The sequence below is a fragment of the Synechococcus sp. ATX 2A4 genome (assembly GCF_024346375.1).
Taxonomy (GTDB): domain Bacteria; phylum Cyanobacteriota; class Cyanobacteriia; order PCC-6307; family Cyanobiaceae; genus MW101C3.
Genome location: NZ_JAGQCV010000001.1, coordinates 224,868 through 237,604 on the forward strand (window position 1 = coordinate 224,868; position 12,737 = coordinate 237,604).

At 67.3% G+C, this 12,737-nt stretch carries 12 protein-coding genes and 3 pseudogenes; 7 read left to right on the plus strand and 8 right to left on the minus strand.

Going from position 1 to position 12,737, the window contains the following annotated elements:
• Positions 1-2: 2 nt before the first annotated feature.
• Positions 3-3,116, minus strand: coding sequence for an efflux RND transporter permease subunit (locus KBY97_RS01020; RefSeq protein ID WP_255144790.1), 3,114 nt, complete (start codon positions 3,114-3,116; stop codon positions 3-5).
• Positions 3,116-4,381 (minus strand): efflux RND transporter periplasmic adaptor subunit, encoded by a 1,266-nt coding sequence (locus KBY97_RS01025; protein WP_255144791.1) that lies wholly within the window; start codon positions 4,379-4,381, stop codon positions 3,116-3,118. The genes KBY97_RS01020 and KBY97_RS01025 overlap by 1 nt, the downstream gene beginning before the upstream one ends.
• Positions 4,382-4,565: 184 nt before the next feature.
• Here KBY97_RS01025 and KBY97_RS01030 point away from each other — a divergent pair, with 184 nt between their 5' ends.
• The 5 genes from KBY97_RS01030 to KBY97_RS01050 all read left to right on the plus strand — a co-directional run bounded on the left by KBY97_RS01030 (position 4,566) and on the right by KBY97_RS01050 (position 9,706).
• The gene (locus tag KBY97_RS01030) at positions 4,566-5,102 is read left to right on the plus strand and encodes a PadR family transcriptional regulator (protein WP_255144792.1); all 537 of its coding nucleotides are present in this window, start codon (positions 4,566-4,568) and stop codon (positions 5,100-5,102) included.
• 25 nt (positions 5,103-5,127) lie between these two features.
• On the plus strand, positions 5,128-5,943 hold the full coding sequence (gene thiD, locus KBY97_RS01035; RefSeq protein WP_255144793.1) for a bifunctional hydroxymethylpyrimidine kinase/phosphomethylpyrimidine kinase: 816 nt from the start codon (positions 5,128-5,130) through the stop codon (positions 5,941-5,943).
• A gap of 244 nt (positions 5,944-6,187) precedes the next feature.
• Positions 6,188-7,357 carry a serine hydrolase gene (locus KBY97_RS01040; protein ID WP_255144794.1) on the plus strand — a complete coding sequence of 390 codons (1,170 nt, stop codon included), beginning with the start codon at positions 6,188-6,190 and terminating at the stop codon, positions 7,355-7,357.
• A 284-nt stretch (positions 7,358-7,641) separates the two neighbouring features.
• The gene (locus KBY97_RS01045; protein ID WP_255144795.1) at positions 7,642-9,363 is read left to right on the plus strand and encodes a YdiU family protein; all 1,722 of its coding nucleotides are present in this window, start codon (positions 7,642-7,644) and stop codon (positions 9,361-9,363) included.
• A 61-nt stretch (positions 9,364-9,424) separates the two neighbouring features.
• The gene (locus KBY97_RS01050) at positions 9,425-9,706 is read left to right on the plus strand and encodes a nucleotidyltransferase family protein (protein ID WP_255144957.1); all 282 of its coding nucleotides are present in this window, start codon (positions 9,425-9,427) and stop codon (positions 9,704-9,706) included.
• Here KBY97_RS01050 and KBY97_RS01055 read toward each other — a convergent pair.
• The 6 genes and pseudogenes from KBY97_RS01055 to KBY97_RS01080 all read right to left on the minus strand — a co-directional run.
• Positions 9,669-9,899: a DUF5615 family PIN-like protein gene (locus KBY97_RS01055; RefSeq protein ID WP_255144796.1), complete on the minus strand. Its 231-nt coding sequence runs from the start codon at positions 9,897-9,899 to the stop codon at positions 9,669-9,671. The two genes, KBY97_RS01050 and KBY97_RS01055, sit on opposite strands and share 38 nt — an antisense overlap.
• A complete protein-coding gene (locus KBY97_RS01060) occupies positions 9,896-10,126 on the minus strand; it encodes a DUF433 domain-containing protein (RefSeq protein ID WP_255144797.1) in 231 nt (76 codons plus the stop codon). The genes KBY97_RS01055 and KBY97_RS01060 overlap by 4 nt, the downstream gene beginning before the upstream one ends.
• 265 nt (positions 10,127-10,391) lie before the next feature.
• The gene (locus KBY97_RS01065; RefSeq protein ID WP_255144798.1) at positions 10,392-10,718 is read right to left on the minus strand and encodes a nucleotidyltransferase family protein; all 327 of its coding nucleotides are present in this window, start codon (positions 10,716-10,718) and stop codon (positions 10,392-10,394) included.
• Positions 10,719-10,769: 51 nt separating this feature from the next.
• Positions 10,770-10,973, minus strand: a pseudogene (locus KBY97_RS01070) (hypothetical protein); the annotation flags it as partial.
• 171 nt (positions 10,974-11,144) lie between these two features.
• Positions 11,145-11,342 carry a type II toxin-antitoxin system HicB family antitoxin gene (locus KBY97_RS01075; protein ID WP_255144800.1) on the minus strand — a complete coding sequence of 66 codons (198 nt, stop codon included), beginning with the start codon at positions 11,340-11,342 and terminating at the stop codon, positions 11,145-11,147.
• A 76-nt stretch (positions 11,343-11,418) separates the two neighbouring features.
• A pseudogene (locus KBY97_RS01080) lies at positions 11,419-11,706 on the minus strand (DUF3427 domain-containing protein); the annotation flags it as partial.
• Between the two features lie 201 nt (positions 11,707-11,907).
• On the opposite strand from KBY97_RS01080, the gene KBY97_RS01085 reads away from it, so the two are divergent.
• Together KBY97_RS01085 and KBY97_RS01090 are read left to right on the plus strand one after the other, a co-directional pair.
• Positions 11,908-12,249, plus strand: a complete 342-nt coding sequence (locus tag KBY97_RS01085) for a helix-turn-helix domain-containing protein (RefSeq protein WP_185465818.1) — start codon at positions 11,908-11,910, stop codon at positions 12,247-12,249.
• Positions 12,250-12,251: 2 nt separating this feature from the next.
• Positions 12,252-12,545 (plus strand): annotated as a pseudogene (locus tag KBY97_RS01090) (type II toxin-antitoxin system HipA family toxin); the annotation flags it as partial.
• Positions 12,546-12,737 lie beyond the last annotated feature (192 nt).

Sequence of the window (12,737 nt, forward strand, 5' to 3'; positions counted from 1 at the left end):
GATCAACACGGCGGTGGGGCGAGCGCGGCCGCCGGGTGCCGCACGGCCACTGGCCGCTGCGCAGCCGGGCGCATCAGCAGGGCGTGGGCAGCCGGCACGTAAAAGAGCGCCAGGCCGGTGGCGCCCACCAGCCCGCCGGACACCGCGATCGCCAGCGGCGGCCAGAAGCCGGTGGGATCGAGCATCAGTGGCAGAAAGCCGATCACGGTGGTGAGCGTGGTGGCCACCACGTGGCGGGTGGCGTGCAGCACCACGGCGGTGCTGGCGGCCGGATCGCCATTGGCGGCCGCTGGATCGGTGCGCAGGGCATTGAGCACCACGATCGAATCATTCACCGCCAGCCCGATCAGGCCGAGGGTGCCCAGGATCGCGGTGAAGCCGAACAACGAGCCGCTGAGCTGGAGCGCCAAGGCCGCCAGGCCCACCGCCAGCACCGCCACCGAACCGATCAGGGCGGCCAGCCGGAACGAACGGAAGGAGAGCACCAAGGTGGCGGTCATCAGGATCATCAGCACCCCCACCGCGGACAGCAGGCCGCCCACGGCATCGCCGCGGGCGTCAGCTTCGCCGCCAACGCTGAGCTGCACCCCTGCCGGCAGCTGCCAGCCGTCGCGCTCCAGCTGCCGGCGGAACTCCGCCAGCACGGTGCTGGGCAGGGTGCCGGCGGCGAGGTAGCCCTGCACGGCGTTGATGCGCTGGCCGTCGCGGCGGGCGATCGCGGCCAGCTCCGGCTCCAGCTGCAACGTGGCCAGCGCCGCCAGCGGCACCGTGCCAGCGCCGCCGGGCGCCACCAGATCAAGGGCCGCCACCTGCCCGGGATCGCCCCGTTGCGTTTCTGCCACCTGCACCCGCACCGGCAGGGTGGTGGTGCCCTCCTGGATCGAGCCGCCCACGACGCCATCGAGGCCGGCCTGCAGCTGCCGGGCGATGGCGCGGTTGTCGAGGCCGCTGCGGCGGGCCTGCTCCTCATCCACCGCCAGGGCCAGCCGCGGCAGGGCCTCGCTCAAGCTGGCACGGGTGTGGGTCACCGCTGGCTGCTGCGCCAGCCGCTGCCGGAGTTCATCGCCGAGCTGGCGCAGCTGCTGCAGGTCGGGGCCCTGCAGGCGCAGCTCGATCGGCGCCGCAAACGGCGGCCCCTGCTCCAGCTGCTTCACCAGCACCTGGGCCTCCGGGAAGCGGCGATCGAGGCTCTGCTGCAGGGTGCGGATCGTGTCGCGCAGACCCTCGGCGCTGCGCAGCTGCACCAGGCCCTGGGCGTAGTGGGAGGCGTTCTCCTCACTGGCGATCACGTTGTAGAAGAACTGCGGCGCGCTCTCGCCCAGAAACCAGTGCACGTCGTCAACGTTGGGATGGCTGCGGATGTGCTGGCGCGCCGCCAGCGCCAGCGCTTCGGTGCGGGCGATGGCGCTCTGCTGCGGCAAGTGCAGCTCGATCTGGAACTGGTCGCGGTTGGTGGGGGGAAAGAACTGGCGCTCGAGGCTGGCGAAACAGGCGAAACCCACCACCGGCAGCACCAGACACAGCGCCACGCCCTGCCAGGGACGGCGCAGCAGCTGGTGCAGGACGGCGGTGTAGCGGCTGGTGAGTGCTGGAACGGCGATGCCCTGCTCCCACCAGCGCACGCCGGGCCCCAGCGGCTGCCAGCGGTGCAGCCGCGCGGCCAGGGCCAGGATCACCGTGAGCGAGAGCAGCAGGGAACAGAGCAGCGCAAGAATCACGGTGAGGCCGATGCTGCCGATGAATTCGCCTGTGGCCCCTGGTGAGGCGGCGATCGGCACGAATGACAGCACGGTGGTGAGCGTGGCGGCCAGCATCGGCACCAGCAGGTAGCGGCCGGTCTGCCGCACCGCCTCACCGGGCGCTGTGCCGGCCCGCAGGCGCTGCTGCAGCTCCTCCACCACCACGATGGCGTTGTCGATCAGCAGGCCCAGGGCAATCACCAGGCCGGTGGCCGACATCTGATGCAACGGCACCGCCAGCACCCGCATGCAGCCGAGCACCATCAGCGCCGTGAGCGGCAGGGCCGCCCCCACCACCAGGGCGGCGCGGCCGCCGAGCATCAACGCCGACACGGCCATCACCAACAGCGAGCCGGTGATCAGGTTGCCGATCACCCCATCGAGGCGCTCCTCCACGTAACGGCTCTGATCGAGCACGGTGTGCAGCCCCAGGCCCGCCGGCAGGGTGGCGCGCACCTCCTCCAGCAGCTGGCGTGCGTCCTGGGCCCAGTGGTCGAGCCGCATGCTTGGGGCCACTGTGGCGGCCACCACCACGGCGGGGCGGCCGTGCACGAGCGCCTGCTGGGCGGCGGGGTGGCGCACCCCCCGGCGCACCGACGCCACCTGGGCGAGGCGGGCACTGGCGCCATCGGCGCCGTTGGTGAGCGGAATGGCCCGGATCCGCTCGAGTGAATCGAGGGCGCCATCCACCTGCAGCAACCATTCACCGCGCGCGTTGCGCACCTGCCCAGCGGCCTCCTTGGCATCGCTGGCGGCGATTCGTTCGGAGAGCTCGCGGGCGGTGAGGCCCAGCCGGGCGAGCTCGCGGGGGCCGATCTCCACCAGGATCTCCTCCTGGGGTTCGCCACTGATCTCCACCTTGTTGGTGCCGGGCAGGGCACGCAGCCGGGTCTGCAGGTCGTCGGCGAGGCGGGAGAGCAGGCCCAGATCGGCGGGGCCGGGCAGCTCCCAGGTGAGACCCACGATCAGGGCGCTGGCGCCCACATTGCCATCGCGGAATTCCGGATCGCTGGCCTCCGGCGGCAGCAGCGGGGTGGCGTCGTCGATCGTGCTGCGCACCTTGCTCCAGGCCGGCGCCAGCTCACGCACCGCATCCTTGAGGACCACCGCAATCACCGAACTGCCCGAGGCGGAGGTGGAGGAGAGCTCATCGACCTCCTCCAGTTCCAGCAGGGCCTCTTCCAGGGGTTTGGTGATCAGCGCCTCCACCCGCTCAGGTGTGGCGCCAGGCAGGGTGGTGATCACCAGGGCATTGCGCTGGCTGATCAGCGGATCCTCCAGGCGCGGCAGGGTGAGCAGGGAGCTGAACCCCCACACCACCACCAGCAGCACGGTGAGCAGCAGCAGCTGGCGGTTGCGGTGAAACAGATCACCCATCAGTTCGCCTCTTTCACCCACACGCCCGGCACCACCCGCTGGGTGCCGGTGGCGATCACGCGCTCGCCGGGGCGCAGGGTGCCGCGCACCAGCGAGCGCTCGCCGTCGCTGTGCGCAACGGTCACCAGACGGCGGGCCACCTGCTGCCCCTGGGCTGGAGTGCCACTGCTGCCACCGCCGTTGGAGTTGCCGCTGCTGCCGAGCGCTCTCACACCGCCACTGCCGGCCGGCGCCTCAAGCACATACACCGACCACAGCCCGCCTTCCGCCGCCACCAGTGCGGTGGTGGGCAGCCAGAAGCCTTCTCCCTGCTCGCGCTGCTGCAGGCTGAGCCGGGCGGTGGACCCCACCGGCAGATCGTTCACCGGCAAACGCAGCACCACCGTGACCGTGCGGCTGGCGGCATCAAGCTCCGGCAGCAGGGCGCTGATGCTGGCCTGCAGGCGGCGATCGCCCACCTGCACGGGATGGCGATCGCCCAGGCGCAGGCCACTGGCGACGGCAGGGGGCAGGCCCACCCGCACCTCCTGCGGGGCCGCCTCCACCAGGGTGATCAGGGCCTGGCCGCCGCTCACCACCACGCCCTCATCGAGCAGCCGCCGGCTCACCGTGCCGGCGAAAGGGGCCACCAGCACGCTGCGGGCCAGGTCCACATCGATCTGGCGCAGGCGGGCGCTCACGTCGTCCACCTGGCTTTCGGCCTGAAGCAGACGGCTGCGCAACACGGCACTGCTCTGGATCTGCTGGTCGAGTTCCTCGCGGGCAATGGCGCCCTGGGCGAGCAGTTGCTGGCGCCGTTCGCGTTGCAGCTCGGCGAGGATCAGCTGCTGGCGCACCTCCTCCACCCCGGCCACCGCCACCCGCCGCTGGGCCGCCACCTGCTGGCGCTGGGCCTGCAGCCGGCGGCGATCGAGGCGGGCCAAGGGCTGCCCGCTGGCCACCCGGTCGCCCTCCTCCACCAGCACCTGCTCCAGAGTGCCGGGCAGCTCGAAGCCGAGGCTGCTGCTGCGGCCGGCCACCACTTCACCGGTGAAGGCGCGGGTGGTGAGGAAGCTGCTCACCGGCTCGGCCGTCACCACCGCCACCGGCAAGGGGCGGACCGTGGGCGGGCGGGGCCGCAGGCCGGGCGAGAGGGCCAGGGCGACAGCAGCGGTGGCGGCCAGGGGCAGGCCCCAACGGACCCAGCGGGGCTCAAGGGACCCGCGCAACGCCTGCCGCAGCACCGGGGCAGGGGCGGCAGGCGTGGCAGCGGGGACGGAATCCATGGCTGGAAAGGGGCGTGCAGCGTGGGCGGGCAACGGGGCTGAGCCCGGCGCTGGCCGCGCCATCCACTACACAACAGATTGAGTATGTGCGACAGTGTATGCACAACGAATTGAGTAGGTCAACCAAAGGCGGTGGCGGCTGGGAGAAGATCAGGTGCCAGCCGTTGCGACCTCCCCCCCTGCCATGGCCCTGGCGCACACGATCCTCACGGTGCTCTGCGAGAAGGAGGCCAGCGGCTACGACATCAGCAAACAGTTCGAGGAATCGATGGCCTGCTACTGGACGGCCAGCCAGCAGCAGATCTATCGGGAGCTGGGGCGGATCGAGCAGAACGGCTGGGCCTGCTGCCGGGTGGTGCCGCAACACGGCAAGCCCGATCGCAAGGTGTATGCGATCACCGAGGCGGGCCGGCAGGAGCTGAGCCAATGGGCGGCCGAACCCTCGCTACCCACACCGATCCGCGAAGACCTGCTGGTGAAGGTGCTCGGCGGCCCCTACACCGATCCCGATCAGCTGCTGGCGGAAGTGCAACGCCGCCGCGGCGTGCATGCCGGCCAGCTCGCGTCCTACCGGGAAACAGAAGCGCTGTTCTTCAGCCAGGGCGAGCTGCCGCTGCAGGAGCAGTTCCGCTATCTCACCTTGCGCCGCGGCATCCTCTTCGAGCAGGAATGGATCCTCTGGTGCGATGAGGTGATCGCCTTCCTGGTGGCGCTGCGATAGAGAACGGTGCATCGCTGCCGCTGCCATGGCCTTGATCCCGATTGCGCTCACGATCGGCGGCAGTGATTCCGGCGGCGGCGCCGGCATCCAGGCCGACCTCAAGACGTTCAGCGCCCTGCAGGTGCATGGCTGCTCGGCGATCAGCTGCGTGACGGCCCAGAACACGCTCGGCGTGGAGCGGGTGGACGCCCTGCCCCCCGAGGCGTTGCGGGCCCAGGTGGAGGCGGTGAGCCGGGATCTACCGGTGGCGGCGCTCAAGACCGGCATGCTGCTCAACCGGGGCTTGATCGAGGCCACCGCCGCCTCGATCGCGCCGCTGGCGGCCGCCCGGGTGATCGATCCGGTGATGGTGTCGCGGAGCGGGGCGGTGCTGCTGGAGCCGGAGGCGATCGAGGCCCTCAAAGCCCTGTTGCTGCCGCTGGCGGATCTGCTCACCCCCAATGTGCAGGAGGCACGGCTGCTGGGTGGGCAGCCGCTGGAGAGCGCCGGCGATCTGGAGCTGGCGGCGGAGCGCATCGCCGCGATGGGGCCCAAGGCGGTGCTGATCAAGGGGGGCGGGCTGCGGGGCCTGCGCGGCAGCGACGTGCTGTGGCGGGACGGCCGGATCCAGTGGTTTCGCTTGGCGCCGGTCGCAACACCCCACAGCCACGGCAGCGGTTGCACCCTCTCGGCGGCGATCACAGCCGAGCTGGCCCGTGGGGCCGCCCTGGAAGCGGCGATCCGCACGGCCAAGGCCTTCGTGGCCGGTGGCTTGCGCCATGCCCTGGCGATCGGCGGCGGCCAGGGGCCGCTGTGCCATTGGCATCAGGCGCTGGGGAAAGGACCGGAAGGCCAAACGTGAGCGTGGCCGACCGTGAGCATGGTCACACCACTGATCACTGATCATCACGGGAGCCGGGTGGGTGAGCGAGACCTTGGCATCGTTCCCAACGACGACAGACCGGTAGGAGATCGCCATGGTGATTCGACAGTTGCGGCTGCCTGCACGAGCGAGTGAACGTCCTCGCGGGCACGGCCGATCTGCGCGGCGCATTTTTGGCGCCGTGCTCGCTGCCTGCCTGAGCGGAGCGGTGCCCGTTCAGGCCATGAACATCAGCGACGAACGGGCGGCGGATCCGGCCCAGGCTGCTGGCATCCTGCGGATCGTCCGCAAGCGCATGGCCGACGACCACCTGAGGGCGGTGATCGTGCGCGTCACGGTCGACGGCAAGGAGGTTGTCACCGAAGCGATGGGCGAGTCGATCACGGGTGTGCCCGCCACGACGGACATGCACTTCCGCAACGGTGCTGTCGCCATTTCCTACGTGGCAACGCTGCTGCTGCAACTGGTCGACGAGAACAAGGTGAGCCTGGACGACAGGCTTTCAACGTGGCTTCCAGACATCCCGAACGCGGACCGCGTCACGCTCGGCCAGCTCGCCCAGATGACATCCGGCTACCGCGACTACGTGATCGGCAATGACCCGTTCGCCAAGGTTCTGCTCGCGAACCCGTTCCGCCAGTTTGCGGTTGAGGATCTGCTCGCTTACGCAAACCTGCAGACGCTCTGGTATGAGCCCGGCACGAGTTGGAACTATGCCCACACGAACTACATCCTGCTCGGCCTGGCGCTCGAAAAGATCACGGGCAAGACGATCCCCGTGCTGATGGAGGAGCGGGTCTTCAGCCCCTTGGCGCTCCGCAACACCCTGGATCCCGGCGGCACGCCCGCGATCGCACCGCCGGTTCTTCACACCTTCTCGTCGGAGCGGCGTGAGCACTTGGGCATCGCAGCAGGCACTCGCTTCTCTGAGGAGTCGACCTACTGGAACCCGTCGTGGACGCTCACCCGCGGTGCAGTCCAGACCACCAACATCCATGACATGGCCACGTCTGCCGAGGCGATCGGCACGGGTCGATTGCTGTCGCCTGAGAGCCACAGGCTGCAGATTGCCCCGAAGCTTCGGGGCTTCGGAAAGCCGATCAAGGGTTGTGCCACCTGCACCACGCTCAGCGACTTCTACACCTATGGAATCGGGATCGTGCTCTCGGGCTCCTGGCTCCTGCAGAACCCGCTGTTCTCCGGGCAGGCCGGGGTCATGGCCTACCTGCCATCGCAAAAGATCGCAATCGCGGTGGCGGTGACCTTCGACGAAGAGGCCTTCGATCCAAGCGGTGCGTACGTGAACTCGGCGGATGACATCTTCCGCGAGATCGGCGCGTACCTGGCGCCCGATGAAGCTCCGCCCGTCAGGCCTCACCCCAACGCCAAGTGAGCCGGGAAAGCTGAGTTCTCCAGGGGCAGGAAGGAGCACCGTGGCGCCACGACACAAGGCGGCAAGCCCCTGGGGTCCCTGCCAGCGAAAGAGGTTGGAGGGTCTGCCGCCCCGATGCCCCGAGGCTCCCGACCCCCTGGATTCCGCCGCCGTGGCGGGCCTGGAGACACCCGCAAGGTCGCCACTGTGGCCGCCCGCATCGCCAGGATGGGGACCTCAGCGTCAGGGCCTAGCCCAGGCCGCTCAACTCCTAGAGACCCGTGCCGACATCCGTGCCTACATCGATGCCGTTACCAGGGCCGACAGCAGGGCCGACAACAGCGGCCACACCAGAGCCAACCGCCACGTTCGCGGCGTTTGCACAACGGGCCGATTACTCGCTGCTGGATTCGCTGCGGGCGGATCCGCAGGCCACCGTTGATGGCGACGACCACCAGCCCCGCCAGGTGTTCTCCGGCCATTACGTGCCGGTGACACCCACGCCGCTGCCGGCGCCGGAGCTGGTGGCGCACAGCCGCACCCTGTTCCAGGAGCTGGGCCTGGGTGAGGCGCTGGCCCACGACGACCAGTTCCGCCGCCTGTTTTCCGGTGACATCAGCGCGGCCACCGGGCCGATGCGACCGTTCGGCTGGGCCACCGGCTATGCCCTTTCGATCTACGGCAGCGAATACATCCAGCAGTGCCCGTTCGGCACCGGCAACGGCTATGGCGATGGCCGGGCCATTTCTGTGTTCGAAGGCGTCTTTGGCGGCCAGCGCTGGGAGATGCAACTCAAGGGCGGTGGGCCCACGCCCTACTGCCGTGGCGCCGATGGCCGCGCCGTGCTGCGCTCCAGCGTGCGCGAGTTTCTGGCGCAGGAGTTGATGCACGCCCTGGGCGTTCCCACCTCCCGCTCGCTGACGCTCTATGTGTCCAGGTCGGAAACCGTGCGCCGGCCCTGGTATGCGCCGAATTCCCGCGCGTTCGATCCCGACATTTTGGTGAACAACCCGGCGGCGATCACCACCCGCGTGGCGCCCTCCTTCCTGCGGGTGGGCCAGCTGGAGCTGTTCGCCCGCCGCACCCGCAGTGGTGCCCATCCGGAGGCGCTGAACGAGTTGCGGATGATCGCGAGTCACCTGATCGCGCGCAACTACCGGCAGGAGATTGATCCGAACCTGGCGTTCAGCGACCAGGTGGTGGAGCTGGCGGCATTGTTCCGCGCGCGGCTCACGTCACTGGTGGCGAACTGGATGCGGGTGGGCTACTGCCAGGGCAATTTCAACAGCGACAACTGCGCCGCCGGCGGCACCACCCTTGACTACGGCCCCTTCGGCTTCTGCGAACTGTTCGACCCCCGCTTTCAACCCTGGACCGGCGGCGGCGAGCATTTCAGTTTCTTCAATCAACCGGCGGCGGCTGAAGCCAACTTCCAGATGTTCTGGTCTGCCATCCGGTTGCTGCTGGAGGGCAACACGGAGGCACTGGCCCGGCTGGATCAGATCCGCGACGGCTTCGCGGAAGCGATGCAGCAGGAGCTTGAGGCGATGTGGGCCGGCAAGCTGGGCCTGAGCCGCTACGACGCCGAGCTGGTGAATGAGCTGCTGCAGCTGATGGTGGCCGCCAAGGCGGATTACACGATCTTTTTCCGCAAGCTGTCTGACATCCCGGAGCAGGTCTCTGCCCTGAAGAAGAGCTTCTACCTGCCCAGTTCTGAGCAGCTCGACGGGCAGTGGACGCTGTGGTTGCAACGCTGGCGTGCTCAGATCACGACCAACGGCGACATCAACGAAACCTCCGCCGCGATGCAACGGGTAAACCCGACCGTGACCTGGCGCGAATGGCTGATCGCCCCGGCCTATGAACAGGCGGCGCAGGGTGACTACAGCCTGGTGGGGGAGCTGCAGGAGGTATTCAGCCATCCCTACGACGCCCTATCTCCGGAGCTGGCGGCGACCTACGACCGGCTGAAGCCCAGGGAGTTTTTCAACGCTGGAGGCGTGTCGCATTACAGCTGTTCCTCCTGAGCCGGTCGGTGGCTTCTGGCCAGGTCGCGGGTGCGGCTGGGTTCGTGCCAGAGCACGCCGGCTGGCCTGCCAGCTGCATCACGTCAGGCAGCTGCATGCCTTCGGTTCGATGCTGCGATCCGACTATCTACCTGGCAAGAGTGATATCGACTTGCTGGTTGAGTTTGAACCTCTGGAACCAATCACCTTGGTGGAGGCCTATTTCGGCCTGGAACAACAGCTTGCCGCGAGCATCGGCCCATCTGTTGACCTCGTGATGGCGACAGCCATTCGCAATCCGATCGTGCGCTCTGAGATTGATGCGTCTAAACAGCTGATCTATTGGGAGTACAGCCTCTGGTAACACTGAGAAGAAGGAAGTCTTCGTCCTTGGTCACAAGCACGTAACCATGACGGAGCGCCACTTTCCAGATTTCTCGATCGTCAGCGCCACCAAGCCCGAGAAGGCGAATGTGCTGCGAATTAGGAAACCGTTCGGCGATCAGAGGAATCAGCCGTTCGGAGAGATTCTCAACCAGCAGCAGCCGCAGGGTCACGCTGCCGGGCAGGTGGTTATCAGCCGGCGTTCCCGCTCTGCGGCAAAGGCCAAGCAGGCGAGGACATCTTCATGGGTGAGCTGAGGAAAATCCTGGATCAGCTCAGCTTCTGTGCTTCCGCTGGCCAATCGTCCCAGCACATCCCCCACGCTGAGCCGAGTTCCCTGAACGCAGGGCTTGCCGAAGCGAACGGCCGGATCAATCGTGATGCGTTCCAGAAGGTCCATCTGGCTACTTTAATCCCACTTTCGCTGACCGACCCGCATCCCCCTTAAGCCGCCAATCCAGCTCCGGAACGAACGCCGCCGGAATCGCCCGCTGCAGCAGGTGCCAGCAGGAGCACCACTCTGCGACCAGGACGATCCGCTTGCCCGCGTGGCTCACGTCATGGGCGGTGGCGGGGCAGATGGAATCCATCCGGTCTTTGGATGAATTGGGCCAATGGCTAAGGAATGGGCGAATCCTTATCCAATGCAGCCAAAAGAGAGCATTTCAGAATTCCAGGAGAAGCCGGCGTGAAGCGTCCACGTCTTTACGGAAATAGGGATTTTGGATCATGGATTCCGTCAGGAGGTCCACCGGACGGCCGAAGAGGGCTTCCAATTCATCGGCGAAGGAACAAAAGCGCCGGGCATAGCCCGGTTCCCGCTGCCCCGTCATCTGCTCGATGAAGTCCAGGTCACTGCTGGCAGGGTCAAAGAGGCCCTTCGCCGCCGAGCCGAACAATTCCAGCCGATCCACGCCGTAGTGGTTGCACAGGTGCCTGAGCGGCTCCAGCCGATCGGCCAGCAGGGGCAGCAGCGGGGCAACCGTGTCCATGGGGTCAGGCTAGCGGGGCCCGGGTTTTCCCTAAAACCGCCAACGCCGCCGCTATGCCAAGCAACGGCCTGGCATCCACATCGCCGGAATCGCCCGCTCCAGCCGCCAGCGGCTCTCCCAGCAGTGGAACAGGGAGGGGTCGAGGGCCAGGTCGCGGGTGCGGGTGGAGGGGGAGAAGAGGGCTTCGCTTTTGCGCAGGGTGATGAACAGCAGATCGCACTGGGTGTCCTGGTGCCAGAGCACGCCTTCGCGGTGGCGGCCGTGCGCGCCCATGGTGATGGCGTTGATGGGGTCGTGGCGTGGAATCACCAGGCGCCGCTCACCATTGCTCAGGATCAGATGACCGGATTCGCGGACGATCCGATACCCCAGCTTGAGAAATACTCTTACGGCTTCCTTCTGACTGATCTCTGGCAGACGCGGAATTTAGAACGCCAGTTCCAATGTCTCCACACTGCGCACGCCACCCTCCTCAGCTTCCACTTCCAGCCAGAGGGCAATCGCTTCGCGAATGTTCGCCAGTGCTTCGTCCCTTTTGGCTCCCTGGGAGTGGCAGCCCGCCAGGTCAAGACAGCTCACCGACCAGCCTTCTTCGGTTTCCAAAAGCCGGATGCGGTAGCTCATGCCGGTCTGACTCCCTGACCTGCGTTGAGGCTAAGCGGCATGGAGCTGGCCTCTGTGACGAAGCCTCCCAGTCCTCTCAAACCGCCACCGCCAACTCCGGGTAGAAGGCCCCCGGAATCGCCCGCTGCAGCTGCCAGCGAATCGCCATCGGCCGCTCGCCCTCGTGGCTCCCATACTCGGCAAAACCGAGGCAAAGAAACGGCAGCGTCACCCCGCCACGTTTGTTCTCCTCCCGCACGAATAGCAGCACCCGGCTGCCACGCTCCACGTGGTGGATGTAGCGCTGCCCGGTGGCGGAGGCTTCGCGGGTGTTGCTCTGGCTCTCCCAGTGGAACTCCCACGGGGAGATCGCATAGTCGTTGGTGCGGGTGGCTTCATCAAGGAAGCCCCCTCGCGTTCAGGGGTGGTCGTGCCCCTCCGGAGCCGATCGAGGACCTCGTGCGGGCACGTGCTTCCGGCCGCTGTCCGCGGGTTGGGCCATTGCGAGCAAACCGTGTGGCTGCAAAGCACCAGGAAATGCCTTTAGGATGCCTTCAGGCAACTTCTTGTTCGTCCCGCCTTGCCCATGGCCCAAGCCAGCTCCATCGTGCGTCATCCCCCTGCGGCCCTGGAGCAGAGCCTGGAGCGCCTGGGTCGCAACATCCGCACGGCCAGGTTGCGGCGCGGTTGGCGCCTGGAGGATGTGGCCAAACGCATGGGGGTGACGCGCTACACGGTGTCCGACGTCGAGAAGGGCAAGGCCGGCACCTCTGTGGCTGCCTATCTCGGGGCGCTCTGGGCTCTCGGTCTGCTCGATCAGATGTCCGAGTTGGCTGATCCGGATCGGGACGAGGAGGGCAAGGCGCTGGAGGGTGTCCGCAGCCCAAAACGGGCCCCCCGTGGTCTCCGAATGGATGACGACTTCTGACCATGACTGCTGAGCAGGAGTGCTTCGTCTATTTGGTGCCGCCGGGAGCAACATACTTCGTCACGGCCGGGCGGTTCAAGCTCAAGAAGGATCGCTTGGGACGTCCGGTCGGTGCGTTCGTGTATGGCCGCCGCTACCGGGAGCGCCCCGATGCCGTGGAGCTCGACCCGGTGGAGTTGAGGCTGGGCGCACGCCCGTTCGAAACCGGTCGCATGGGCGGCTTCTTCGGGGCTCTGCGCGATGCGCTGCCAGATTTTTGGGGTCGACAGGTGATCGCCCGCCACTCAGGTTTGGGGGACCCCAGCGACTTCGATCTCTTGTTGCCTGGGCCGGATGATCGTGCTGGCGCTCTCGGTTTTGGCCGCAATGTCGAGCCACCTGCACCGGAGCGTCATTTCAACCGAACACTTGATCTCGAACGAATCAAGCGGGCGGCTGATGCGATCTTGGCCGATCAACCGCGCCTGTCGGGTTCAGCCCATGACCAA